Origin of the sequence: Thiocapsa sp. (genome assembly GCF_018399035.1) — a bacterium.
Taxonomy (GTDB): domain Bacteria; phylum Pseudomonadota; class Gammaproteobacteria; order Chromatiales; family Chromatiaceae; genus Thiocapsa.
The window spans coordinates 2,013,951-2,038,636 of sequence record NZ_CP073760.1 but is presented as its reverse complement, the minus strand read 5'-3'; the positions used below and the strand labels follow the sequence as shown (position 1 = coordinate 2,038,636).

The following is a 24,686-nucleotide window of genomic DNA, read 5'->3' as shown; positions in this document are numbered from 1 at the left end:
GGCTCGGTGATGCGCAGCCCTCTGATCCGGCCTCCGACCACGGCCCGGTGCCGCCGAGCGATCGCTCGGATGACAACACAACGAATTCAGGTGCGTTATGAAGATCAGCGTCTACCGCTACAATCCGGACACCGACAGCAAGCCCCGGATGCAGGACTTCGAGGTCAAGACCTTTCAGGGCATGATGCTGCGCGATGCCTTGCTCGAAGTGAAAAAGCAGGACGAGAGCTTCAGCTTCCGTCACTCTTGCGGCGAGGGCGTTTGCGGCTCGGACGGGGTCAATGTGAACGGACGCAACGTGCTCGCCTGCGTCTCGCCCATCAGCGAGTTGAAGGAGCCGATCCAGGTCCGCCCCTTCCCGGGCCGACCGGTGATCCGCGACCTGGTCGTGGACATGACCCAGTTCTACGAGCAATACCGCGCCGTCAAACCCTACCTGGTGCGCAAGGATCCGCTCCCGGAACAGGAGATCCTCCAGTCTCCCGAGGAGCGCGACAAGCTCGACGGGCTCTACGAGTGCATCCTCTGCGGGTGCTGCTCGACCGCATGCCCTTCCTTCTGGTGGAATCCGGAAAAGTTTCACGGCCCCGCGGCCCTGCTGCAATCCTGGCGCTTCCTCGCCGACAGCCGCGACCAGGCGACCGAGGAGCGGCTCGACGCCCTGGACGGTCCCTACAAGCTCTTCCGCTGCCACAGCATCATGAACTGTGTCGAGGTCTGCCCGAAAGGACTCAATCCCACTCGGGCCATCGGCAAGATCAAAGATCTGATGCTCGACAAGGGTGTGTAGCGATCCGGTGACGACTGAATCGACATCCGAGACCGCGGCCATGACCGACGCCTCCCGGCAGGCGTCGGACACGGAGCTTGAGATCCGACGGCTGCGCTGGCAATGCCGGCGCGGCATGTTGGAGCTCGATCATCTCTTGGACCGCTTCCTCGATCTCGGCTACCGAGACTTGAGTCCGGTCCGACGCCTCGCCTTCGTGCGCCTGCTCGGCGAGCAGGATCAACGGCTCAGCGATTGGTTTATGTCCCGCGCCGAGCCGCCGGACGCCGATCTGCGCGATCTCGTGCGGCACATCGTCGAGGTCGTGCGTGAACGGCGCAGCGGTGCGGTCGACTTGCAGGGGTAGGTTATCGGTCGCATCATCTCCTCGCTCGTGAACGACGCGACAACTCGGGTCCAAAGGTTCGACCCGGTATCATCTCGCTCGACGGGTCAAGAGCCGCGTGCAAGGCCGACCATCATTGGAGGAGACAACGCATGATCGATATCCGCTATCCCATCGCAGGGCTGATTGTGGCCGCGTCCCTGTGGATCCTGTACGACCGTAGAAATCAGGTCGTCGAGTCGAGTCCCGCGCCTGTACAGCCACCGATCGCGGCATCCGAGGCCGACTCGCCCGTGATTGCGGCCGGAACCGCTCCCGCAATCGATCTCGCGCCGCTTCGACCCTCCGCCTTGCCCCCGATGCTCCATCCGGACGACAACCCCGCGACACCCGAGAAGATTGCACTCGGGAAACAATTGTTCGTCGATCCGCGTCTGTCGGGTAGCGGCACGATGGCGTGCCAGGGCTGTCACTACCGCCATCTCGGCTGGACCGACGGGCGGACACTCTCGCCGAAGGACAACGGGGAGCTGAACACGCGGCATACCCCGTCGCTGTACAACACGGGTTATCAGACGGCCTGGTATTGGGATGGCCGTGCGACCAGCCTCGAGGGGCAGGTGCTGGCGGCCTGGAAGGCCCAGATCAACGCCGATCCGGAGCAGGTCGCGCCGCTCATTCAGGCGGTCCCCGGATATGCCGTCCAGTTCGAGACCGTCTTCGGCGGCCCGGCCACATCGGAGACGATCGTCAAGGCGCTGGCCGCTTATCTGCGTACCAAGAACAGCGACGATTCGCCCTGGGACCGCTATGAGATGGGCCAAGCGGGCGCGGTCACGCCGGAGGTCATCGCCGGACAGGCGCTGTTCGTCGGCAAGGCCGGATGCGTGGCCTGTCATTCGCCGCCGCACTACGGCAACAGTACCTTCTACAACATCGGCTTGGAGTACGGAAAAGAAACCCCCGACCCGGGACGCTTCAACGTCACCAAGAACGAGGCGGACCGTGGCGCATTCAAGACGCCCTCGCTGCGCTCCGTGGCCTTGAGCGCACCCTATTTCCACGATGGCAGTGCGCCCACGCTCGAGCTGGCGATCCGCTATATGGCCTCCGGCGGCAATCCGGACCCGAACAAGTCCGATCTTCTGGTCGACCGCGACTTGACCGACGCCGAGATCTCCCAGCTCGGCGCCTTCCTGCGCGCGCTCACGAGCCGGGAGACCTGGGATATGCCCGAGATCCCATGATCTGACGATGGGCTCTCACCGCGAACGTCCGCCGCTCCTGATCCGGCCCGAGCTTTCCCGGCGGTTCGCTTGGTTTATTGGGCTGACCCATCTCGCTGCGGCGGCGGTGATACCGGCACTCCAAGCCGGTCCCTTGACGTTGCTTCTGCTGATCCCCGTCGCCCTCAGCGCACTCTACGCGGGCTATGTCGATGTCCTGCGGCATGCGTCCTGGTCCATCCGTTCGGTGCTCTGGGAGTCGGACGGGACTTGGCGGATTTGTTTCGTCTCCGGTGCCGAGCGCGAGGCACGCCTCAGTCCAGCCACCTTCATCACCCTCCCGCTCGTCGTGCTCAACTTCCGTCTCGGCCTTCTGACCCGCCGCACACTCCCGGTCTTCGCCGACGCGCTCGATCCCGAGCAGCTGCGCCGCCTGCGCCAGCGACTCCGCACCGAGGGGACGGCACGGATCCCTTTGCCGTGAAATCCGCCGATCAACGGGCTCTCTTGCCCTGTTGCTCGCGGGCCTGATCGACCAGCGCCCGAGTCGCTGCGTAGGCATCTCGGCAGGTTGTTGGGCACTGTTCATAAGGCTGGCCGGTAGGGTCGACGATCACGGAGAGACCGCCGTCGCCGACCTGAGCTTCTCCCGCACATCCATAAGGACCTCTCCATAGGTGTTCAGTCCACGCCCGTCTCGGCCGCAGCCCCAGTAGTAATCGTAGAGGCTACTCTCGACGATGCGTTTGTCGCCGGTTTCGAGGAGTGCCCGTGCGGACTCGGGGTGGCTGAGGCAGCGGGTGTAGATGGCGCGGGTCATGTAGACGCGTCGTACGGACTCCCGGTCGGGGCGGATCTTGCGCTTGTGACGCTTGGCGAGTTTGCGCGCTTGCAGCAGGTCGAGGGCCGAGCGGATCTCGGCCTTGAGTGTGGGATCCTCGAACTGCATGGCCAGCACATAGTGCTCGGCCGTCGGCCATTCGGCGTCGTCGAGGGGAAATGGTCGAGGCGAGACGGCGGAGAGCAGATTTTGCTCGTCCGTCATCGAGACATAAACGCTCGTTTCAGCGCGCATTAAACCGCGTCTCCTCGTGAGATGCTCATCATTCCATTTCGCCGGAATCGTCCCGGCTCCTTCAATCCGCCAACGCCTTTCCAGCCGATCTGGACCACGCCCGCACCCTCACCCCCTGCCCCTCTCCCGGAGGGAGAGGGGAGAGACACGGGAGAGGGGGGAGTCGTGAGCTCCAGGCAGCACTCCAGAAACACATTCGCCAAATCGTTCTTCGCCTCGGGATACTGCTTGGCGCAGTAGGCCTTGAGCGGATCGTTCTGCTTGCCGCGCGCCAGATAGGGCACATTGGTGATCACCAGGTGATAGCGCGCATCCAGCAGCCGGGCGGCGTCCAGCAGGCCGTGCGCGGTTAGCGCCTGACCCTGGGCATCGTCGTTCAACGCCTGACCCGGCCCCCGGAGCGTGGCCGGTGTCTCGGTCGCCAGCGCGCGTTCCAGCAGCTCCTTGAGGTTGTCGAAGCTGGACGTCAGGAGATCGTCCTTCAGGCTGCGCGCGGGATCCAGCAGACTGCCCAACAGCGGGGCCCGGGCGAAACTCGCATGCAGCAGACGCAGCTCTTGGCGCAGGAAGGCGGCGACCAGGAAATGCCCCGACCCGCAACAGGGGTCGAGCAGCTTGAAGTCGGCTAGGGTACTCGGCCAGCCGTCGAAGCGGCCGGCGGCGGGGATTTGCTTCCCCTCTCCCCGGCCCTCTCCATCGAGGGGAGTGGGAGATGGGAGCGTGCGCAGATAGGGCAGCGGCACCGGGCAGGGCGTGTCGGGATGGCGTGTCATCCACCAGGCGCCGAGCGAGTTGTGGAGCCGGAAGTCCACCATGTAGGGCTCGGTGAAGAGCTGGGTGACGGCGGGCAGCTCGTCGGCGCCGATCTTGACCTCGGAGGCGTTGACCTCGTCCTTGCGCTTGGCCTGCCAGAATTGATAGACCCAGCCCAGGCTGTCGCTGGCCTGGAAGACCTCGGTCGGCAACTTGGCCAGCAGGTGCTCCAGCGCGCGCTGATGCTCGGGGGCGAAGCTCAGCTCGAACACGGGGCTGCGCGGCTTGAACACCTGCGGCACCATGTGCGCGGCCAGCTTGCCGGCCAGCTCCCATTGGCTCTTGGCGCCCAGTGCCGGATCGGGGTGTTGGTCGACCATGTCGCGGCAGTCGTCGAGCGACACCGGCGCGCCGGGCTCCCACATCAGCAGGCCGTTCTCGGCCAGGAAGCGGGCGAAGAGCATGCGGTGCCAGTGCTCGTAGGCCACCTCCCACACCAGGCGCCGGATCTCCTGGGTGTCGTTGGTGTGCTTGGTGTCCCCCAGCGCGCGACCGTGGGCACGCAGGCGCCGGCGCAGGGCCTCGAGGTCGTCGGTCAGATAGTCAGGTGCCTTGGCCTCGGCGACGGCGATTTGCGCCAAGGCGGCCCGCGCGGCCTGCTCCGACACGTCGCGGGCGGCCTTGATGGTGTTTTCGAGCTGGGTGCGGATGGGCTTGGGGAGTGGGGCGGTCATGACTTGAATGCGCGAATGTCCTTCGTTGGTTCGGACTGACAACTACTCGTAATGGGTCCACATGCGATAAATCTTGACGAGCTTCTCATCCTCGAAGATTTCATAGACGATCCGGTGCTGCTTGTTGATGCGACGGCTGAGCAGACCCTTCATGTCGCCCTTTAGGTATTCGAATTCAGGCGGATATTGCAATGGGTTCGTCCTGATGATCTCGATCAACGTCAGCGCCTTGTCTTTCAATCCGCTCGCATTCAGCTTCTTGGCATCCCTCTGGGCCTGTGTCATGAACAGGAGCCTGTACATCACCACTCCAGCTGATCCGGGCCGACGCCTTTACCCGCGGGCTCACGACGGGCGTCTTGAATGCTGTCGACCATGCCATCGATCGATCTCAGGTAGTCTTCGTCGCCAACCTGGTCCGACTGGTCCAAAATCCTGATCTCGTCATCGGAAAAATGCTCGAGAAGCCAGAGGAACTTGTCTCTGACGCGGTCATCAATCGCGAGGGTCAGCGTTTTCATAGGCGAGTCCTCAGGGTAGATACAGATTTTGGTGTCGAGCAGGTCGCGCATGTGCCGATCTAACGGGCAACGGGTCGCTTGCCGGAGAAGGCGGACCAGTCGCGTATACACAGCATATACCCCGACGGGTTTACAAGGCTACGGGACCGTCCTTGAGCTTCTCGCTCAGCAAGGCTTCCACTTCCGCCAGCCAGTCTTTCAGCTCGGCCTCGTCATTGAGGGTGCGCTTTGGCAGGCTGACATGGACGACGTTGGGTTTGAGCAGCTGCACCGCCGCATGGCGGGCGGACTCGAAGCGATTGGGCAACGCCTGCGTCTTCGAGACCCAGTGATCGAGATCGCAGTCGTCCAGCGCGTCTTGAAGCTGCTCGGGCGTACCGAGCGGGACATCGTCCAGCGGCGTGAGGTGGTGTTTCTCGATCAATTCCGCGCGCTGGGTCTCGCTGAGCCGGTTCCAGTCGGCGTCGGCGGCCAGCAGGTCCTCCTGTTCCCTGAAGAGGGTCCGGTAGGCGTCCAGCTTGACCTTGAGCGCCTGTCGCAAGAGGTCGACGACCGTGTCGAGCAGCGGGCGCACCGGATCGGGCTCGGCCAGCAGGCTGCGCTGGGCCTCCACGGCATCGGCTTCGGCCTTCAACCCGGTGTAGGGACCCAGCGCCTTGGCATGGCGCAGCAGGTCGCCGAGCTTGTGCCAGGTCGGAAGCCGATCGGCGATGTCGTCGGCGGTCTTGACCCACTGTTTAGAAAGACCGGTGATGTCGTCGCAGCGGCTGTACAGATCCAGCAGTTGGGCGTTCCCGGACAGCCCTTCCAGGGCATCGATCGACGCACAGGTCGGGGCCTGCGGCGCCGGCGCTGCTCCACCGGCCTTGCCGGCCTGCTCGCGTAGCCTGGCCAGCAGCAGCGGCACCTTGGCCAGCTCATCCTTGGGCTGGCAGGGCACGCCGACGGCGCTGAACAGCTGCCGAATCTTGATGAGCTGAGGCGGGGTGATGGTGATGGATTCGCGCTGGAAGCTGGTCTGGGTGAGCTTGGCGCGGTCCAGACTTCGGGCGTCGACGGGCTTGCGGGCGGCGTCCGTGGCCTTGATGTGCCCGGTGGCCAGCAGTGCGTAGAGTGCGCCATCGATGGCATCGCGCGGCCAGCCTTAGGGCGGCGCGTCGAACTGATCGCGGATCTCGGCGCCCTTCTTGCCGGGGCCGATGTAGGCCAGCAGCTTCTGGCAGACCGGGTGTTTGTCGGCCTCCTGCACATGGCCCACGGCCTTCATGGCTTCGAGGTTGCCCTTGCGCGCCTCGTCGAGCACCTTGCTCCAGTGCTCGTGGTCCGCCGCATCGAACTGGCTGAAGAGGCGAATGGCGGACGCCTGACCCGCACGGTTGATGCGCTCGGCCAGATCGTTGCCGTCGGTGGCCTCCTGTCCGCCGGCCTGGAAGACGCGGACACCGGCAAAGAGCCGGTCGAGCAGGTCGACCAACGCCTTCTCGGCGGTGCGCTGTCGACCTTGTCCTTGCCCTGGACGACCCGGACCTTCTTCAGCACCTCGCCGAAACGCGCCTTCAGCAGATCGGAACGCTTCTGCTCCACCCGCTGCGGTGCAGCCTTGAGCGCGGCGTCCTGCGCACGGAATTCGTCGTACCAGGCACTGGATTCGCGCGTCTGCAGGCGGTACTCGGTCCCGTTGCCGCCGGCCAAGGCCATGATCAGGCGGTCCTTGTTCTGCAGCTCGTCCAAGAGTGCCGGAAGCCGCTTACGCAGGTCGTTGGAGCCGGCCGAGAGATCCGTTACCAGCAGGTCGGCGAGAAGCTCGTCCGTCGCCTTCAGACCCAGGTCCATCGCGGCATCGGCGGGCAGCTTGTTGATGAGATAGACGAGTTTGAGCAGCTTGCTCTTGAGCTGTGCGTCGGCATCGCCCGCGGCGAAGCGCTGGACGTTCTCGAAGACCTCTTTGGGCAACTGGGCGGTCGACACCAGATTGGCGGCGATCTGGTCGTACAGAAAGTCGCCGGAGACGACCTGACCCAGCGGCGCGTCGGCGGTGTCGAGCACGGCCTCGTGCACCACCCGCAACTGGCTGCGCAGCTGCGAGACCGCGCCGGTGGTGTCGATGGTGCGCAGCACCCGTTCCCAGAAGCGCCGACGCACCGGCAGCAGCGGGTAGTCCGAGGTCATGACAGCCTCGTCCTCCGTCATGTGCTCAAGCTTGGTGCCACGCAGATGGCGCGAGATCTCGCCCAGGTTGGCGCGCCAGATCGCCTCGATCGCGGGCTGTGCCGTCGGCTTCTTGGCGAGGATGATCTGACGGGTGACGTTCTCGACATCCCAGTCACCGAGCATGATCGACATCGGGAAGCGCCCCATGAGGCGCTGTAGATTGGGCATGCCCGAGAGGGCGGACTGCCCGGTGCCGACAAACAAGAGCTTGCCCATGAAGTGCTTGCACAGGGTTTCGGTCAACTCCTGGACCTGGAAGGCACGCTTGGCATCGGAGCCGATGTATTGCTGCACCTCGTCGAGCACGACCAGGGTGAGCGGGAAGGTGCCATCGACCGACAGAGCCGCCTCGATCGCGGTGACCATCTGCTCGCTGCTGATGTCGGTGACCTGCGGGAACTGCTCCTTCAGCAGCTTGCGCGCGTCCTGCTCGGTGTGGGCGAGCCCGGGACGGGCCTCGAGCAGCGCCTTGACCAGGTGGTCGGACACATACATGTGCGGCAGCTCGCGGGCGAGCGTGCGGCCCGCCAGTCTCAGCTCGGCTTCGATCGCCGACAGCAGGCCCTCGTGCTTGAGCCAGAGCACAACGCGGGCCTGGTTGTATTGCTCCGGCAAGCCCTTGGACTTGAAGAGGATGCCGAGCAAGGCCAGCCGCACCTTGTCGCCGGCACCGGCGCCGAGCTTGCCGGCCGCGGCGTGCAGACCGCCGTGTCGCCTGCCTTGAGTCGAAAGCTCTTTGAGGTGCGCGAGTATCGTGTTCGGGAGCTTGGCAAGGCTGCGCGCCAGCGCATCGTCGGCGAAGCGGTAGTCCGTCCAAAGGGTGCGCAGCATCTTCGCCAGGTGCGACTTGCCGCACCCATAGAATCCGCCGATCCAGATGCCGGGCTGCTCGCTCATGGTGTCCAGGTTGAGCAGGAACTTTTCCAGGATGGTCTCCAGGCCCTTCTCGTACTGCCCGTCGCAGACGAAGGTCTCGAGCTCGTACCGAAGGATCGCTTGCGCCGCCTCGGAGTGATCTTCGGACACTTCCGCCACACCGTTGTTGGCCAGACGGTTTTCCTTCGGTGGCGTGCTGTAGATGTCGCGGTTGCGCATCGTGGATCTCCATGTAGAAGCGGCTGCCTGCCTGTCTGCCGGCTGTCGAGTCGGCCCTAAGCCGCGTCCACAGCGAGAGGCTCCCTTTCGAGTGAGCTTGACGTTCAGACGATTCCCGGAAACGCCTATACCTGCGAAGCCAGGCGCTGTGGGTCGGACTTCAGTCCGACACGAACGCATCAGGTATCCCCTGTGGGTCGGACTTCAGTCCGACGCGCTCATCAAGGTAAGGCGATACCGACTGGTCGGACTGAAGTCCGACCCACAGGTTGTCGCAGATCCTTGGTGGCTACGACAAGGTGACTTTTTCAAACTGGTGCGAGATTCTCCGGAAATCGCCTAAGTCCATCCACGGCCCTTAGCTGGGGCGCGGTCTAAAATAATAGACTTTTAATATCTTAAACCGCGCCAGCTCCAGCGCACGTCACTTCTGCCTGGCCCGATCCCATCCAAAAACATCGCATACCGCGATGGGCGCGGTTTAAGCCTGCAACGGCACGGCGAGGTAATTCCAGCCGTCACGCGCGTCGAGCAGGCGGTAGCTGTGGTGCTCGGGGTGGTGCTCGCCCGGAAAGAACACCAAGAGCCGTCCGGTGACAGACTCCTTGATGCCCTCGACCAGGGTCGACACGCGCGCCAGGCCAAACAAGGTGCCGACGCCCAGCAGCGCGACGACCGTCTCCGGGCCGCTTTCCGCCTCGATGCGAATCTTGAGCCTGGCGATGAGGTCGGCGATAAATTCGCTCAGCTCGCCGGTCTGATAGCCGGCCAGGTCGTCCGGGCTCTCGAAGTAGGCGTCGCGGTACTCCTGCGCCATCATCCATTCGGGAAAGGCGTTCGTCAGGTCGATCAGCAGCCAGCGCTTGCCGGCTTGCGCCGTCTTGTCTGATCTGTTCTTCCTCGGCACTCAGATAGCCGGGGAATCTTACTTCCTTTACACCGCCCGCGTTCAAGACGACGAGTCGTCCTCGATGTGCCGCACTGTCGGCTAAGGCGTCCACCTCCTCCGGCATGCCGTCGAACAGCGACACCCACTCCGAGGAGAAGAGCCGCTGCCCCGTACGGCCTTCCAGATAACCAACGAACAGACCGAGCGCGACAGCCTCGGCACGAACCTCGGGGCGCGATCGGGTCTTGCCCCGGTGTCCGTGCAGAAAGCCAGCCGCGGTCCAGGTGCCGGCGATGTTCTGCGCAAATGACTTGAGCGACGCGGGGCTGAACCGATCGGGGAAGGTCTCGGCCAGGAAGGCTTCGACATCCTCGCGCGGCACCGGCGCACCGATGGGGCGGGACAGGATGAAGCGTTGCGATGCACGCAGCAGCGGATCGCGGGCGAGGGCCACAGTCAGGGCAAGCAGAGGCTGCGCCGCCGTATCCGACGACCAGAGACGGCGAAGGGCCCGAAACAACGGATTGGCGGGGTCGAGACCATAGAGCGTGGCGAGATGCCGGAGCGACAACTCGCGTGCCTTCCTGGTCGACTTGCCTAAAAGGTTCTCGGCGACGATCGCCGTCGCGTAGTCCTGACGCGTCGCCCCGCTTGGCGTGTGGGCGATCAGCACCCGCAAGTCATCCAACATTATTGTGCGCGCGGCATGCGGCCCGTTGATGCCGAAGCGAAAGCCCAAGCGGGTCAGATCCTGTTGCCGCACCAAAACGCGGTTTAATCCCAATTCAACGCACCACCCGTTAGATACTCCGTGACCGGCGTCTCGAAGAAGTTCTTTTCCTTTTTGAGATCGAGCACCTCGGACATCCAGGGGAAGGAGTTTCGGTGACAGGGTACTCGATTCCGGCTGGCCCGGCGCTTGTCCAGGCATCCTCTGGCTCCGGCTCCCGACCTGGTGGCTGGATGCCTAAGGAATTCGAGTGCGCCGTTAAGAGCCAGGCGGCACTCTCCAAAGGGTAACCCTCACCCAGCGCTCCTCGCGATCCTGATCCAACTGCGGATCGGTCCCATTGAACTGTCGCATTGCGCGCGTGATCCTGGGGTAGCCGCTGCCGCGTTGCTCCATCAGGCCGAGATCGAACAGGACATTGGCCATTGACTCGTTGCGGGAGCGTGGTGTGCCTCCCGCGAGCACGGATTCGGGTCGTTTGTGGTTCGGCAGTGCGCCGGGACTGGTGACGACGATCCGCTCGTCAAAGATTTCCACCAGCACTCGGCTTCCTAGAATTGAATAGTCCCGGTGAGCAACGGCGTTGACGACACATTCCCGGAACGCGGGCAGCGGGACCGACCACAGATCGGCGCGCTGCATGCCCGAGTATCGCTCATGTCGGCCCAGCGATTTCAGCCAGTCTTCGGCGCGCGCGACCTGCTCGTCCAAGCGGCCACGCGCTTCGCCGGCAAGCAGCACCTCGTCGCCTCGATCATTCCCCGCGTAGGCGACGAGATCGGTCCACAGATTCTGTGTCGGCGGGAATGCCTGGGGGGACTTGCCGAAGCATAGGAGTCCAAAGAGGGTCGCCCGCAGGGTTCCATCGAAATCGCGTCCGAGCACTTCGCGGTTGAAGAGATCGATCTCCAGATCGAGTCTGGGCTCGCGCTCGATATCGACACCCTTGCGACGCATGTAGTCGCGGAATACCGACGGCTCGATGTCGTCGAGACCGCTTCCGGGTACGACGCGCTCCTCGGTAAAAACCAAGCCGAAGACGTTGTAGAGCTCCTGCAACTCGGAGGTCGATGGTTGATCGTTGGCCCGTCCGCGTCTGACGTAGACACGTCCCTGATATTGCAGCGGTTCAGGACCACGCATGGCGGCGACCTCGATCCAATGGACCCAGCCGTTGGGATCCCGATGACTGCCCAAGCGGGCCTGTATCGGAGCGGAGAGGGCCCCGCGGAGTCCGCTGCTCAAGCGTTCCTGAACCTGCTCGGCGTCCATCGGCACGCCGTCGATGACGCGATCGTCGGTGACGCCGAGGACGATCAGGCCACCTTCCGAATTGGCAAAGGCACACGCGGCCTTCTGCCAATCCTTCTCCGAGAAGGAACGGAACCGCCCCAACTCCGTATGCTCGTCCTCGCCGTTTTGGATCCTTTGCAGGACTTCAAACCAGTCCATATCGTCCTCTCAGTACCCATACTTCTTGCGGCGCAATCGAAAGGCGTCGGCACCGCCATCAAGCGTTCGCACGATCGCCTCGCGAACTTCAGGGACTTCGATGGCCCCGCAGACATCGATTCGCCCACGCTCGGCATCCGCTTCCAGTGCGATCACTTGATCGGCGTCGCCGTTGACCACCAGATTTGCACTATGGGTGGCGAAGACGACCTGCCGCTTGCCCTTCAGACGATGCAGCGCCGGGATAATCGTGTCGTTCAGGAATCGATTGTCCAACTCGTCTTCCGGTTGGTCGACGAACAAGGGCGTCGAATCGTCGCTTTCAAGGATCAACGAGAGCAGTACGGCGACGCGTCGACCGCCCGAGAGCTGACTCAAGTCTTTCGTCTGTCCGTCCTCGACCCATTGGATACGATATCGGTCCGGGTTTCGCAGTGCCCGGATCTCCAATTGGCGCTTCCAGGGGGCCAGATGCTCCAAGACCGTCCGTGCGATGGCATCCGACATGCCCAGCCGGTTGGTGATCTGCAGTACTTGCTCATCGTCATTGCTCGCGACGGCGACCACAAGCTCCCGAAGCGCCGTGGCGGTCGCGCTCCGAGCACCGTCGCCATTCCACCACCGGGTCATGCCTTGGTGCTTGAGACCCAGAATCCATGACTCAATCGGGCCGCGCCGTCCTTCTTCGTCGATGGCGACCAAAACGCGCCCGCCAAAGCGCGCTTCCACCTCGTTGCAGATCCCTTGAATCGCTTCCCGGTGCTCGGTGACCAGCGCGTCTCGCCTCGTCGAGTCGGCATCAAAGCTGTTCCTCGCCTTGGCAAGATCGTCCTGCTTCTCTTCTACGACGGCCATGAAGCTGTCGTAGTGCTGTGCTGCGCGGGCATAGGCATCGAACTGGTTCAAATCCGAGGCGCTCCGTCCCGCCGCGACGAGCGCGGCTTGGATCTCTTCGGTCAATCGACTCAAGCGGCCGATGGCCTCCTGATTGGCCGAGGTGGCCAGCGTTTCTAGTGCCCCCAGGGTGCCGACGACCGCGGCGACCTGTTCCACGGCAGCGGCTAATAACTCGGCGGGGCTCATGGCGGACTCGGCGTCGAGACGCACGACATTCTCCGCGATCGGCTCGCCGTTGATCGTCGGCAGGGTGAGCGATGCAATCTCCTCCGCCAGCGCCTGCGCGCCCGCGGCGCACGCGCCGATGTCGCTCAGGAAGGTCGCCGAGCGCGCGGCATCCTGCTGAGTGGGAGGCAAGGCGTCTGTTCCGGCTTGCTCGAATTGCTTCATCGCCGCGCGCGCGGCAGCGGCGCGCTGAAACTCCTGACCAGCCTCTGCGACCTGCTCTTGAAGCCGAGTCAGCCGACCGACTGCTGTCGTCAGCCGCTGATCCAGCTCCAAGAGCTCATTGCGCTGCGCCAACAGCTCGGATGCACGCCCGGGGACGAGATGAAACAGGAGGTGCTCGATGCCGTCATCGTCGTCCGCGAGGCTTTTGAGCTCTCCTTGCGAGAAGAAGCGAGGACTGACGCGTTCCGCAACCGGAAGGGTCAGATCGCCGGCCGGGCTTTCCAGGTTGATGGTTGGATTCCCGGACAAGAAACGATCTCGGGCGCGCGATAAGGCATCCCGGCCGACCGTCGTGCCGCGGTCGGGCATCGCGCCATCACCACCCATCAGGAGTCGCAGCCCGTCGAGCAGGGTCGACTTTCCCGTCATGCTCCCGCCGATGACGCAGGTCAGGTCGGGGCTGAGCCGAAAGGTTTGGTCGCGCAGGAAGGACGTCCCGCCTTGGATGCGGATCTCCCGAATCCATGGGCGCGCGGCAGCGCCGTGCGGCAGCGCTACCGGCAGAGCCGGATCGATGATGAACCGGCCCGCCGAGTCACGGATATAGGGAATACGCAACCTGGAGTCCCGGCCGAGCAAGGCTTGGCGCAACGCCTCCAGGGTCGGACTCGCGAGTTTGAGTTGGACGAAGCGATAACCCAGGGCCCTGTCTGTCGGCACTGTGCCGGGGTCTGCCAACCGAATGGCGTCGCTCGTGTGGTAAAGGGCGACTCTCCCTTTCTCGAAAGCATGCCGTAGCTTTCCGCTGTCGGCTAAGTCCTCGTCAAGGGTCCTGTCCCTCCGGAGCTCCGCAGCATGGATGCGGCCTCCGGCAAGGTCCGCGATGTCGTGGTCGGGGCGAGAAAGGAGCCCATTCTCCCGTAATGGGTGTGCCGCGACGACAACGTAATGTTGTCGCCCGATCGCTTTTGCTGCGTCGAGCTCCTTGAATGCCTCGGCAGGACGCTTCTGTGTCAGGTTCAGCTTCAAGCCTTCGTAAGCAGGTCGAGCTCCCATGATTCCGTTGAAGGCATCGAGATAGGCGCGCTTCCCGATCGTCGGATCGAAAAGAAAGATCAGGTGGATACCCTTTTGGCCGTCGGCGAAATTAGGCTCGAAGCCGGGATACACCGCATAGATGAGGTCCCGATAGGGCCGTCCGGAAGCGATGTGGTGATCATTCTGCCAAGTCTGGACAATGGTCCACGCGGCTGACACGCCGTGATCGATGCTCGCCGAGTGGGGCGTTAGGCCAAGGACTTCGATACCTTGCTCGACCGCGGCGTCGAGAAAATGGCCGGCATAAGCGCGCAGCACGACGGGGGCGTCCCGGTTGCCCGCGATCCCCGGCGGCAGCTCCACATCGGGATCGTCGATCGTGTGCAGGTGGAGATCCGCGCGAAACCAGCGGGTTCCCGGTACTTCGTCGTGCCAGCGTTCCGTTGGGTCCAGTGTCATGGCGTCTTCCTAGCGTCGTATGCCTTCCGCTCGCGTTTGCTCCAGCGAGGGGCAATGATGACTTGAACTGGCCCGCGCGTCCGAGCTCGGCGTAACTCCACAGCAATCTACAGATTGCAACATCATAAAAACCAATGATATACCAGAAAAATCCTCACGCTGATTCAGTCTCGTCGGCGGCCTATGTTCAGATTTGCTGCCAGATCAGGGGGCTATTTCTAGATTCTATGACTGATTATGCGGGAACCTGACGGAAAAGCTATTTTCAGATTTGAGCCGTCTCAACGTCGGTGACACCAAGGCCGCGCTCGCCGCAGCGACCGATACCCCCGCGCCGCCGGCCATCGAGGAACGCTTCCAGGCCCTCTGGCCCAGGCACCGCGACGCCCTGCTGGCCGCGCTGGAAGCCCGCCGAGTCGAGCGCACCAAGAACCTGGAGAAAAACCTCGACGAGCTGGCCGAGAAGGAAGCGAACAAGCTCAAGACCGTGATGACCGAGCTGCACCGTGCCATCCAGGCCGAGCTGGACCGCAAGGACGGCCCCCAGCTCCTGCTCGATCTGGGCGACGACGAGCCCGGCCAGCAGCAGCGCGAGCGCGACCTCGCGGCACTGCGTCGCCGTCTCAAAGAGATCCCGGACGAGATCCAGCGCGAGTCCGACCATATCCGCGCCCGCTTCGCGAACCCCAGTGCACGCATCTTTCCGGTCGCCGTCACCTGGCTCATCCCGCGCCGGGCGATGCTCCGGATCACCCGGAGTGGTCACTGAGCCCATACCTTGACCCATCTCTCGAAAGAGAGAATTTCTCTCACGGAGACACTGAGATGCAAGGAAAGATAAATAAGAAACAGATACTTCAGTTTTTTTCCGGGAACGGATATACCGGCATGTGGGGGCGACTTCAGTCGCCCACTGCTCTAAGGTCAAGGCCGTTTCCGGCAAAGGAACGACCGGTGGGCCTCGCCGCACAACCGGCCGAAGCGCGTTCAGCGCGGTTCCCGAGTGCGTCGCGTTGAAATCGATCCCGAGGGCGGTCGGGGCGGCGGAAGAGGACGACTGCAAGTCGTCTATCCCGGGGATGTCGTCGCTTCGCGACGACCGCCGGCGTCCCTTCCGGCCGATCGTATGCGCAAGGCACAATTGGCGTGTCGGGGCGTGTCTCCGTGCCTCCGTGAGAGGATTCTAAAAATGTGGGTAACGACATGAGTGCCGAGTCCGACGAAACGGCCTATCTCCTAGCTGATCCGGCCAACTCGCGGAGGGCCAGACCCTGTCCGCGGGTCTGGAAGCCAACATGCCCGAGTTGGGCGAGACCCTGCGTCCGGACTTCGCGCTCGTGCGGGATGCGGGGTGCCGGGGACCAAGATCGCCAACAGCCGGGGCGAGGTGATCTATACCCCGCCCGAGGGCGAGGCGGTGATCCGCGACAAGCTGGCCAATCTGGAGCGCTACCTGCACGCGCAGGACGGGACCGACCCGCTGATCAAGCTGGCGGTGCTGCACTATCAGTTCGAGGCCATCCACCCGTTCGTCGACGGCAACGGCCGTACCGGGCGCATCCTCAACATCCTCTATCTGGTGGACCAGGGGCTGCTGGAGCTGCCGGTGCTCTATCTCTCCCACTACATCATCCACCACAAGAGCGCCTACTACGCCGGGCTGCGCCGGGTGACCGAGGCCGGCGACTGGCAGACCTGGGTGACCTACCTGCTGGACGCCGTGGAGACCACCGCCCGCCAGACCCAGGAGCGGGTGCTGGGTATTCTGGACCTGATGACCCAAGCCCGGGCACGGGTGTCCGAACAGGCCCCGAAGATCTACAGCAAGGATCTGATCGAGGTCATCTTCATGCACCCCTACTGCAAGATCCGCTTCCTGGAGGAGCGCGGCATCGCCAAGCGCCAGACGGCGTCCGTCTACCTCCAGACCCTCGAATCCCTGGGTCTGCTGCGCGCCCAGCGGATCGGACGGGAGCTGTACTACATCAATGACGCCTTGTTTCGGTTGTTGACGGCCTGAGTGAGTCGAGAGAACGTGTCGATAAAAATGGAAAGCATCGACCGATTCGGGCTAGATGTCGATCGCATCGACAGGTTCGAGGCAAGACTTTTCCGGAGTCACCCATGAGGACACACGCCGCACTTGTTCGACTTTCACCTACCGGGACCTGAAGGCCATGCCGACACAACCGCAACCACGCCTCACACCGCAGGACTATCTGACCTGGGAACGCCAACAGGAAACCCGCCACGAATTCTTCGACGGCGAGATTTTCGCCATGACCGGGGCGAGCCGGGAACATAACCTGGTGTGCCTCAATATCGCCGCCAGTCTGCATAGCCAACTGCGTGGGACCCCCTGCGAGGTCTACAACAACGACATGCGGGTGAAGGTGAGCGAGACCGGGATGTACACCTATCCGGATATCGTGGCCGCCTGCGCGGAGCTTCGATTCGAGGATGCCGAGGTCGATACGCTGCTCAATCCAGTCTTGATCATCGAGGTGCTGTCGGATTCCAGCGAGCGTTACGATCGCGGAGCCAAGTTCGCGCATTACCGAAATCTGTCCTCGTTGCAGGACTATCTGCTGGTGGCTCAGGCCGAGTGTCGGGTGGAGCATTACCGCCGTCAGGATCTCAATCACTGGCTGTTGAGCGAGTATCGGGGTCTCGATGACATGATCGAGCTGGTCTCGGTGAATGGTCGTCTGCTGGTGGCGGACGTCTACGAGCGCGTGCCGGTGCAGCCATGACCTTCGCCGCCCCCGCCCCCTCCGACCTGCGCGATGAGCTGACCGACATGGTCGTCCGCGACCTGCTCGGCCCCGCCGGCGGCCCAGAGGAGGAACTGAATCAGTACGAAGACCACGTCTATCAGCGTTATCTGGTCGGCATGCTGGATCGGGAACAAGACGACACCCAATACCTTGAGCGCGGCGGCCAATGCCCTGCGCCAGCGCAGTGTGGGCGGTCGGCCATCGGCCACCGGGAGCCCGCGTCAGATCACCTCCTGTCCCTGGTGCGGCAGCGAGATTCGCGAGCAGCACCTGCGTGTCTACGAGGCGCCCAGCGACATCGGCCGCTGCGTCACCTACTGTGGCGACAACCTGGGGCGCTGCGACTTCAGTGAAGCCAAGGCGCCCAAGGAGGGGTTGCCGGTGATGGTGGTTGACGAGGAGATCTACCGCCGTCCGCCGGCGCTGCTGATCGCCACGGTCGACAAGTTCGCGCAGATGCCCTGGAAGGGCGAAACCCAGATGCTCTTCGCGTGGAAGGGACCGTCGCTCTGGTCTTGGACCAGCGCTCCACCGGACTGCGGGTCGATCGAGGAACAACGGATGAATGAGCTTGGCGAGCTGCGCCCCAGCCAGTTGATCTTTACCTTCGGCGTCGGTGCCTTGGTCGACCTGCCGAATCTGTCGGTGATCGTGCTGGGCCTCGACGATTGGGATATCCGCTGCTGCAAGGAGATCGAGGAAGACCGTTTGGTGGCTGCGGTGCAGAAGCGACTCGGCGCCCAGATGGGCCGGCTGTACCTGCCGCCGATCAAGCAGGACAGCATGGACAAAGACCCCGCCGCACCCGCCGTCGGGGTGCCGGTGGCGCCCTTCCCGCGCTGGATGCGTTGCCCGCTCTGCAATACCCTGGCGACGGTCGAGTCCGGGGTGTTCAAGTTGATCCAGGATCCCTATCGACCGGATCGCACGCAATACGTCCATCAGGGCTGTCTGAAGAGCGTCGGCAGTCGGGCGCCCTCGGTCTTGCCGGTCCGCTTCCCGCCGGAAGAGGGCTTCCCCGGCATCCGGCTGGTGTTGCTGCACTCGCTGGCCCACGCCCTGATGCGCCAGATCGTGCTGGATTGCGGCTACAGCGCGGCGAGCATCCGTGAACGTCTTTATTCCCGCCAACCGAACGAGGACGGCGGCCCCATGGCAGGCATCCTGCTCTACACCGCCGCCGCCGACAGCGAAGGCACCCTCGGCGGCCTGGTCGAGCTGGGTGAACCGCTGACGCTCGGCCGCCATCTGCAACAGGCTCTGGAAAGCATGCGTCTGTGCGCGTCCGATCCGCTCTGCGCCGACCACCGCCCGGACATGCTGGGTCGGGGCATCCAGGGCGCCTGCTGCCATGCCTGTCGGTTCGCTCCGGAGACCTCCTGCGAGCGCGGGAATCGGTACCTGGATCGCTCGGTCCTCGTGAACACCTTCTCGGCACGCGGAACGGCGTTCTTCGATTGATGGCCATGTCCGACGACCTCTGCACTGCCGTCGAAAACTTGGTGCGAAAGGCGCCAGAGGGGTGGCTGACCGCGACGTGCGAAACGCTTCGTGCGTTGCCGGCTTCGGCGACCCTGGATCTTGTGCGGCAGCGACTGCCGGGAACCAATAACGCGGATCTCGCCTACCGCATGGACCGGGTCCTCGATCTGGCTTCGACGCAGATGTCTTGGGAAGCGCTGAGCTGGTCTCTCCGGACGACAGATGCCGCCGATCGTAGTTGGCAGGCCGATGAGGAGATCGAGCTTCTCTGGTCCGGCCCAACCCCCGCCAATCAGATCCCTGCACGACGGATTGACCAAGCCCTCTACGACCTGATCGGCGAGGCGCAGCGCGACGTCCCGCCGGCAGCAAATCCAGGAATAGCTGTTCAATCGTCACCAAATCTGGAAATAGCTCGCTCCGATCTGACTTTAACTCCCCATAATCTGAGTGTCAGGTTGTCCCTACGACGGGTTCGCCCGCGCTTTAATCCCAATTCAACGCACCCCCCGTCTGATACTCCGTGACCCGCGTCTCGAAGAAGTTCTTCTCCTTCTTGAGATCGAGCACCTCGGACATCCAGGGGAAGGGATTGGATGCGCCCGGGTACTGCTCGGGCAGGCCGATTTGGGCGCAACGCCGATTGGCGATGAACTGGAGATACTCCTCGAACATGGGCGCGTTGAGTCCGAGCACGCCGCGCGGCATGGTGTCGTGGGCGTAGCGCGATTCCATGGTGACCGCATCGCGGATCATGGTGACCAGCTCTTGCTTGAATTCCGGGCTCCACAGATGCGGGTTTTCGATCTTGATCTGGTTGATCACGTCGATGCCGAAGTTCATGTGCATGGATTCGTCGCGCAGGATGTATTGAAACTGCTCGGCGGTGCCGGTCATCTTGTTGCGCCGGCCCATGCTCAGGATCTGGACGAAACCGACATAGAAGAAGATGCCTTCGAAGATGACGTAGAAGGCGACCAGCTCGCGCAGCAGCTTGCGATCGTTCTCGGGCGTGCCGGTCTTGAAGTGCGGGTCGGCCAGGTGCTGGGTGTAGGGCAGGGCCCATTCGGCCTTGCGTGCGACCGAGGGGACCTCGCGGTACATGTTGAAGATCTCGCCTTCATCCAGGCCCAGGCTCTCGACCACGTACTGATAGGCGTGGGTGTGCAGCGCCTCCTCGAAGGATTGACGCAGCAGATACTGACGGCACTCGGGGTTGGAGATGTGGCGATAGACGGCGAGCACCAGGTTGTTGGCGACGAGCGAGTCTGCCGTGGAGAAGAATCCGAGATTGCGCTTGATGATGGTGCGCTCGTCGTCGGTCAGGCCGTTGGGATCCTTCCAGAGCGCGATATCCGCGTTCATGTTGATCTCTTGCGGCATCCAGTGGTTGGCGCAGGCGTCGAGATACTTCTGCCAGGCCCACTCGTATTTGAAGGGGACGAGCTGGTTGAGATCGGCGTGACAATTGATGATCTTCTTGTCGTCGACACGCACCCGCCCTGCGCCCATCTCGAGTGACTCGAGACCGGTCGCCCCGCCGACGATGCCGTCGTCCGGGTGCTGCGTCTGCATCCGCGGCTCGGCGGGCAGCAGGGTGTCGCCGATCGGCAGCTCGCTCTGATGCGCGGCGGATGCCGGGAAGGGGTTGGGGTCGACCACGGGTGCGGCACCGGCGGTCGCCATGAGGTCGGCATTGCTGACCAGGCCCTGGCCGGGGCGCACATGCGCAGTCTCGAGGGTTGGTCGGGGTGCGCTCGTCGTCTGTGTGTCGGGTGTCGGGTCGGCGGACCAATCCTCGGCGGAGTCGGTCGGATCAACGACAAAGGTCCCCCGGGGGGCGCGGGTGGTGGGTCCGGTCGTGGCGAGTGGATCGTCCCAGTTCAGCATCGTGTGTCTCCTCGATGGGATTCGGTTGACGGCTTCGGCGTGCGATCGGTTGCCGAGGGCCGTCAGCCAAAATGTCGGTGGTCGGTCTGGTCGGCGCGTAACTCGGGAGTTTAGGGCTTTCGTCACGGATGTCCAGTGCCTGGACACAAGATATTGTGGGCGATCTGTCAGCTTAATCCCTTATGTTGTGTTGGCCCGCGCAGGAGGATCTCAGGCCGCGGACACGGTGCTGGCCGCTTCGACCCAGAGTCGGAGCGGGGCCGACGCTGCAGGGGCGCTGTGCGCATCGGTTTGCGTGTGCCGCTCCTGCCCCGTTCCGTCCGCAGGGGCGCCCTCGGCCTCGGCGACCGGAAGGTAGGCGGCGATCAGGTGGTAGAGATCCGCCGCGGCACTCTTGGCGCGATCGAAAGGCAGGCGATCGAAGCCGATGAGGGTCGCTTTGACCCGGAGATAAGACTCGGGAATGGCGTAGCGATCGAAGATGGCACGGGCGTCCCGCTCCAACGCGGACAGGTTCTCGCGCAACCCGGCGTCGCACTCGGGCGGCAAGGTGATGTAATCCCAGAGCACATCCGCCGAGTGCTCGCCGCTGCGCACCACGACGAAGGGGGTGCGCGTCTCGCGGCAATGGTGGAACCAGTCGCTGTCGATGAAGCTGTCTTTGGCATCGACGAGCTCGAACGGGGCGTCGGACATGAAGTGTCTCCTGCGTGTCGCCTGAATCTTGGGGACCGCGTAAGGTACACCCACGGGCGTGATTCGTCAGGCTGGCGTCGATGTCCGCATCATTGCGCCATGACGGCGCGCGGCGTAATCTTTCTGCCCGACGCGCGCGGCTCGGGCCGCCCAACGAATCTGAATACGGATTGCTCGCACTTATGATCAGTAAAATCGAGGTTATCGACGTCGCCTGCATCGGCTGCGGCACCTGTTGGGTCTCCTGCCCTCAAGCATTCAAAGAGCACGATATCGGGGACGACCTCAAGGCACTGCCGACGGGCGGGCTCGGGGACGAGCACATCATGCGTGCCGCTGCAGAGGGTTGTCCCACCCTGGCGATCTCGCTGATCGACGAGGCGGGAGTGGTGCTGTTTCCGAGCGAGGAGGCCAGGGCCGCACTGAGTGCATCGACCGATTGGTGAGGTCGCGCGGCGCCGGATGCCGTGAGCCGCGGTTTGGGCCGGCGCGAAGCGCCTTCCGGCCGATGCAACAACCATCCCAACACGTCGGATGGGCAGAGCGCAGCGAAACTCATCTCCCCCACTCCAAGTCCGGGGTTCGCGCTGCTTCTCCCGGCCGAATCCGGCTTGACTCATCCGCTGCGCATCAGTTTCAAGCCGACCTTCAGGATGCGGTCGCCTTCGACCTCGCGGACCACCAGATCGACCGACTCGATTTGGAGCCTGTCGCCGACCACCGGGTGAGCCGTGTGCAGGTCGCGTCGGATGAATGCGTCCAAGGTCAGGGCATGGTCCGACGCGGGTAGATCCAGCCCATAGGCGGCCGCCAGAGCGCCGACCTGCGCCTCGCCGTTGAGTACGAACTCGCCGAAAAACGCCTGTTCCGACAAGCGCTCGGGGGCCGCGCTTGCGACGAAGAGCCGATCGAGCTCCGCAAGATCGGCCGGATCCGCGATCAGATACAGATAGTCTTCGGGCTTCAGATCGGACAGCTCGAAGGCATCGACCAGGTGTTTCCCGCGCAGAACCGCCACGATGCGCGCGCCCTTGGGGAGCCGCAAGGCGCCACGCCGCTCGACCACGACGGGCGTGTCTTTCGCCAGACGATAGCCGACCAGCTCGAGCTCGCGCTGACCGGGGATATCCAGCTCGACACGCTGCACCTGATGACTCGTCGGCGGCACCTCCAGTCCCAGCCGTCGGGCGGAGGAGGCGACCGTCCACCCCTGGATCAGCAGCGACACCAGCACCACGAAGAAGACGATGTTGAAGTACATCGACGCCTGATCCATGCCGGCCAGCAGCGGGAAGAGCGCCAGGATGATGGGCACGGCCCCGCGCAGCCCGACCCAGCCGACGAAGACCTGCTCGCGCCAGGGAAACCGGAAGGGCAGCAGGCACAGCCAGACCGCGATCGGGCGGGCGAACAGGGTCAGGACGGCGGCGAACAACAAGGCATCCAACGCGACCGGCAACAGCTCCGAGGGCGTCACCAGCAGCCCGAGCATCAGAAACATCCCGATCTGCGACAGTCGGGCGATGCCGTCGTGGAAGCGCTTGATGTACTGACTCGACTGCAGGGGTCGATTGCCGACGACCAGGCCGGCGAGATAGATGGCCAGGAAACCGCTGCCCTGCAGCACCGAGGTGATCCCGAAGATGCTCAAGCCGCCGGCCATGACCGCCAAGGGGTAAAGCCCGGGTGACATCTCCAGGCGATTGATCAGCCGCACCAGACCCAAGCCGCCGAGGATCCCGAACAGTGCACCGAGCCCCATCTGGCGTACAAATTCCAACAGCAGCACCAGACCGATATCGTCGCTGCCGCTGATGATCAGCTCGATCAGCACGATCGTCAGAAAGATGGCCATGGGGTCGTTGCTGCCCGACTCGATCTCGAGCGTGGCGCCGACCCGCTGCTTGAGCTCGAGCCCCTGGGAGCGCAGCAAGGAAAACACCGCCGCCGCATCGGTCGAGCCGACGATCGCACCCAGCAACAGCCCCTCCATCCAGTGCAGGCCGAGCCACCAGGCCGCAAAGAGCCCCGTCACGCACGCGGTGATCAGGACGCCGACCGTGGCGAGACCGACCGCGGGCTTGAGCCCGACGCGAAAGTTCCGAAACGGTGTCACCAGTCCGCCGTCGAAGAGGATGATCGCCAGCGCCAAGCTGCCGAACAGGTGCGCCATCTGGACGTCGTCGAACTGGATCCCGCCGGGCCCCTCCTCGCCGAGCAGCATCCCGATGAACAGGAAGACCAACAGCAGGGGTACGCCGAACCGGCTGGTCACGACGCTCGCCAGGATGCTCGCAAAGAGCACCAGCGAGACGACCAGGATGATTTGGTTGGTCAGGTCCATCGGGTCTCTCGTCCAAAGCGGTTTGCCTGCGCGGCTTCAAGCGTTGCGTGAGTCTGCTGACGCGGCAGGCTAGGGAATGGCTGATCAGATCAGCGTCTTCGTCGGCACATGGATGTGTGCTGATTGTTGCCGGGGATGGCGACCATCAGTCTACTTCGGGAATTGATCGGGTCGTCAGCCTCGGGTCGAACCGCTCGGGGGTGTCGCGAGGATGCCGCCGAGCATCCGGCGCAGGTAAGGCCGCGGGGTTCGGTGAGGCGGAATCAGATGCCGCAGCCTACAGGCAGGGTTGTACCAGACCTCGGCGACGCGCGCGAGCACAGGTCGATCGTACCAAAGACCGGTGCTGCTGCGGATATGGCTTGCGCGACCGGTTTCGGGGCGTTCGGAGCCCGGTGTCGCAAGCCACCGATGCATATCATGCGGATCGACGGCTCGCTCTTCTTCGGCTCGGTCGCGCATGTCGAGAACGCCTTCGATCGGCTCCGTGCGATGTATCCGGGACAGAAGCATCTGGCGATCCTCGCCGACGGCATCAACTTTGTCGATCTGCAGGGCGGCGAGACGCTGGCGCGCGAGGCCAAGCGCCGCCGGACCGAAGGCGGGGGGCGGTATCTCATCAACGTCAAAGCCGGACTCTGGGAGGCGCTCGAACGCTGCGGATGCATCGACGCGACCGGCGGGCGAAATGTCTTTCAGGCCAAGAACGCGGCGATTCGCGCGATCTACCAGAAGCTTGACAAATCCGTCTGTGCGACCTGTCCGCAGCCGATCTTCACCGAATGCGGGGCGGGTCGGTCCGAGCGGCCGGCGAGTCCCTGACGGATATCGAATCCATTGATCCATGTCTTTGTCAGGCGCCGAGCGACTTGTTAGCGTCTGGCCACTGCATCCAACCGCGAGACTCAACAG

The 24,686-nt window shown here is 63.7% G+C and carries 24 protein-coding genes and 1 pseudogene; 11 read left to right on the top strand and 14 right to left on the bottom strand.

Annotation, left to right across the window (positions count from 1 at the left end; genetic code table 11):
• The first annotated feature begins 97 nt into the window (after positions 1-97).
• From KFB96_RS09210 to KFB96_RS09195, 4 genes are all read left to right on the top strand, one after another.
• Positions 98-790 (top strand): succinate dehydrogenase iron-sulfur subunit, encoded by a 693-nt coding sequence (locus KFB96_RS09210; RefSeq protein ID WP_213462127.1) that lies wholly within the window; start codon positions 98-100, stop codon positions 788-790.
• Positions 791-830: 40 nt separating this feature from the next.
• Entirely contained in the window at positions 831-1,136 is a 306-nt protein-coding gene (locus tag KFB96_RS09205) for a succinate dehydrogenase assembly factor 2 (RefSeq protein WP_213462129.1), read from the top strand.
• A 131-nt stretch (positions 1,137-1,267) separates the two neighbouring features.
• On the top strand, positions 1,268-2,362 hold the full coding sequence (locus KFB96_RS09200; RefSeq protein WP_213462131.1) for a cytochrome c peroxidase: 1,095 nt from the start codon (positions 1,268-1,270) through the stop codon (positions 2,360-2,362).
• 7 nt (positions 2,363-2,369) lie between these two features.
• The gene (locus KFB96_RS09195) at positions 2,370-2,825 is read left to right on the top strand and encodes a protein YgfX (RefSeq protein ID WP_213462133.1); all 456 of its coding nucleotides are present in this window, start codon (positions 2,370-2,372) and stop codon (positions 2,823-2,825) included.
• A gap of 129 nt (positions 2,826-2,954) precedes the next feature.
• Here the strand turns inward: KFB96_RS09195 and KFB96_RS09190 are convergent, their stop codons facing one another.
• The 10 genes from KFB96_RS09190 to KFB96_RS09155 all read right to left on the bottom strand — a co-directional run bounded on the left by KFB96_RS09190 (position 2,955) and on the right by KFB96_RS09155 (position 14,585).
• Positions 2,955-3,386 (bottom strand): NADAR family protein, encoded by a 432-nt coding sequence (locus KFB96_RS09190; RefSeq protein ID WP_213462134.1) that lies wholly within the window; start codon positions 3,384-3,386, stop codon positions 2,955-2,957.
• Positions 3,387-3,415: 29 nt separating this feature from the next.
• Positions 3,416-4,903: a hypothetical protein gene (locus tag KFB96_RS09185; RefSeq protein WP_213462135.1), complete on the bottom strand. Its 1,488-nt coding sequence runs from the start codon at positions 4,901-4,903 to the stop codon at positions 3,416-3,418.
• A 42-nt stretch (positions 4,904-4,945) separates the two neighbouring features.
• The gene (locus KFB96_RS09180; RefSeq protein WP_213462136.1) at positions 4,946-5,209 is read right to left on the bottom strand and encodes a Txe/YoeB family addiction module toxin; all 264 of its coding nucleotides are present in this window, start codon (positions 5,207-5,209) and stop codon (positions 4,946-4,948) included.
• Positions 5,206-5,475 (bottom strand): hypothetical protein, encoded by a 270-nt coding sequence (locus KFB96_RS09175; protein ID WP_213462137.1) that lies wholly within the window; start codon positions 5,473-5,475, stop codon positions 5,206-5,208. Before KFB96_RS09175 ends, KFB96_RS09180 begins: the two co-directional genes overlap by 4 nt.
• A 79-nt stretch (positions 5,476-5,554) precedes the next feature.
• Complete coding sequence (locus tag KFB96_RS26625) at positions 5,555-6,364, bottom strand: hypothetical protein (protein WP_300971453.1); 810 nt, start codon at positions 6,362-6,364, stop codon at positions 5,555-5,557.
• 204 nt (positions 6,365-6,568) lie between these two features.
• Entirely contained in the window at positions 6,569-6,727 is a 159-nt protein-coding gene (locus KFB96_RS26620; protein WP_300971451.1) for a hypothetical protein, read from the bottom strand.
• Positions 6,688-8,730 (bottom strand): BREX system P-loop protein BrxC, encoded by a 2,043-nt coding sequence (brxC, locus tag KFB96_RS26615; RefSeq protein WP_300971450.1) that lies wholly within the window; start codon positions 8,728-8,730, stop codon positions 6,688-6,690. The genes KFB96_RS26620 and brxC overlap by 40 nt, the downstream gene beginning before the upstream one ends.
• Positions 8,731-9,211: 481 nt before the next feature.
• Entirely contained in the window at positions 9,212-9,637 is a 426-nt protein-coding gene (locus KFB96_RS09165) for a BREX protein BrxB domain-containing protein (protein ID WP_213462138.1), read from the bottom strand.
• A gap of 970 nt (positions 9,638-10,607) precedes the next feature.
• Positions 10,608-11,801, bottom strand: a complete 1,194-nt coding sequence (locus tag KFB96_RS09160) for an ATP-binding protein (protein WP_213462139.1) — start codon at positions 11,799-11,801, stop codon at positions 10,608-10,610.
• A gap of 9 nt (positions 11,802-11,810) precedes the next feature.
• Positions 11,811-14,585 (bottom strand): AAA family ATPase, encoded by a 2,775-nt coding sequence (locus KFB96_RS09155; protein WP_213462141.1) that lies wholly within the window; start codon positions 14,583-14,585, stop codon positions 11,811-11,813.
• Positions 14,586-14,856: 271 nt separating this feature from the next.
• On the opposite strand from KFB96_RS09155, the gene KFB96_RS09150 reads away from it, so the two are divergent.
• The 3 genes from KFB96_RS09150 to KFB96_RS09140 all read left to right on the top strand — a co-directional run bounded on the left by KFB96_RS09150 (position 14,857) and on the right by KFB96_RS09140 (position 17,338).
• Positions 14,857-15,354, top strand: a complete 498-nt coding sequence (locus tag KFB96_RS09150) for a hypothetical protein (RefSeq protein ID WP_300971448.1) — start codon at positions 14,857-14,859, stop codon at positions 15,352-15,354.
• Between the two features lie 582 nt (positions 15,355-15,936).
• Positions 15,937-16,605: a Fic family protein gene (locus tag KFB96_RS09145; protein ID WP_300971447.1), complete on the top strand. Its 669-nt coding sequence runs from the start codon at positions 15,937-15,939 to the stop codon at positions 16,603-16,605.
• 157 nt (positions 16,606-16,762) lie between these two features.
• Positions 16,763-17,338 (top strand): Uma2 family endonuclease, encoded by a 576-nt coding sequence (locus KFB96_RS09140; RefSeq protein ID WP_213462143.1) that lies wholly within the window; start codon positions 16,763-16,765, stop codon positions 17,336-17,338.
• On the opposite strand, the gene KFB96_RS09135 is transcribed toward KFB96_RS09140, so the two are convergent.
• Positions 17,311-17,529, bottom strand: coding sequence for a hypothetical protein (locus KFB96_RS09135; RefSeq protein ID WP_213462145.1), 219 nt, complete (start codon positions 17,527-17,529; stop codon positions 17,311-17,313). The genes KFB96_RS09140 and KFB96_RS09135 overlap by 28 nt on opposite strands.
• Between KFB96_RS09135 and KFB96_RS26610 the strand changes: the two genes are divergently transcribed.
• Together KFB96_RS26610 and KFB96_RS09125 are read left to right on the top strand one after the other, a co-directional pair.
• Entirely contained in the window at positions 17,513-18,823 is a 1,311-nt protein-coding gene (locus KFB96_RS26610; RefSeq protein WP_300971445.1) for a Zn-binding domain-containing protein, read from the top strand. The two genes, KFB96_RS09135 and KFB96_RS26610, sit on opposite strands and share 17 nt — an antisense overlap.
• Before the next feature lie 5 nt (positions 18,824-18,828).
• Positions 18,829-19,371 (top strand): hypothetical protein, encoded by a 543-nt coding sequence (locus tag KFB96_RS09125; RefSeq protein ID WP_300971444.1) that lies wholly within the window; start codon positions 18,829-18,831, stop codon positions 19,369-19,371.
• Here the strand turns inward: KFB96_RS09125 and KFB96_RS09120 are convergent.
• Complete coding sequence (locus KFB96_RS09120; RefSeq protein WP_213462147.1) at positions 19,331-20,734, bottom strand: ribonucleotide-diphosphate reductase subunit beta; 1,404 nt, start codon at positions 20,732-20,734, stop codon at positions 19,331-19,333. The genes KFB96_RS09125 and KFB96_RS09120 overlap by 41 nt on opposite strands.
• Positions 20,735-20,944: 210 nt before the next feature.
• The gene (locus tag KFB96_RS09115; protein WP_213462149.1) at positions 20,945-21,430 is read right to left on the bottom strand and encodes a hypothetical protein; all 486 of its coding nucleotides are present in this window, start codon (positions 21,428-21,430) and stop codon (positions 20,945-20,947) included.
• Between the two features lie 182 nt (positions 21,431-21,612).
• On the opposite strand from KFB96_RS09115, the gene KFB96_RS09110 reads away from it, so the two are divergent.
• Positions 21,613-21,876, top strand: a complete 264-nt coding sequence (locus KFB96_RS09110) for a ferredoxin (RefSeq protein WP_213462150.1) — start codon at positions 21,613-21,615, stop codon at positions 21,874-21,876.
• Between the two features lie 170 nt (positions 21,877-22,046).
• Here KFB96_RS09110 and KFB96_RS09105 read toward each other — a convergent pair whose 3' ends face one another.
• On the bottom strand, positions 22,047-23,774 hold the full coding sequence (locus KFB96_RS09105; protein WP_213462151.1) for a potassium/proton antiporter: 1,728 nt from the start codon (positions 23,772-23,774) through the stop codon (positions 22,047-22,049).
• 399 nt (positions 23,775-24,173) lie between these two features.
• Between KFB96_RS09105 and KFB96_RS09100 the strand changes: the two are divergent.
• Positions 24,174-24,596: pseudogene (locus KFB96_RS09100) on the top strand (sodium-independent anion transporter); the annotation flags it as partial.
• Positions 24,597-24,686: the final 90 nt, after the last annotated feature.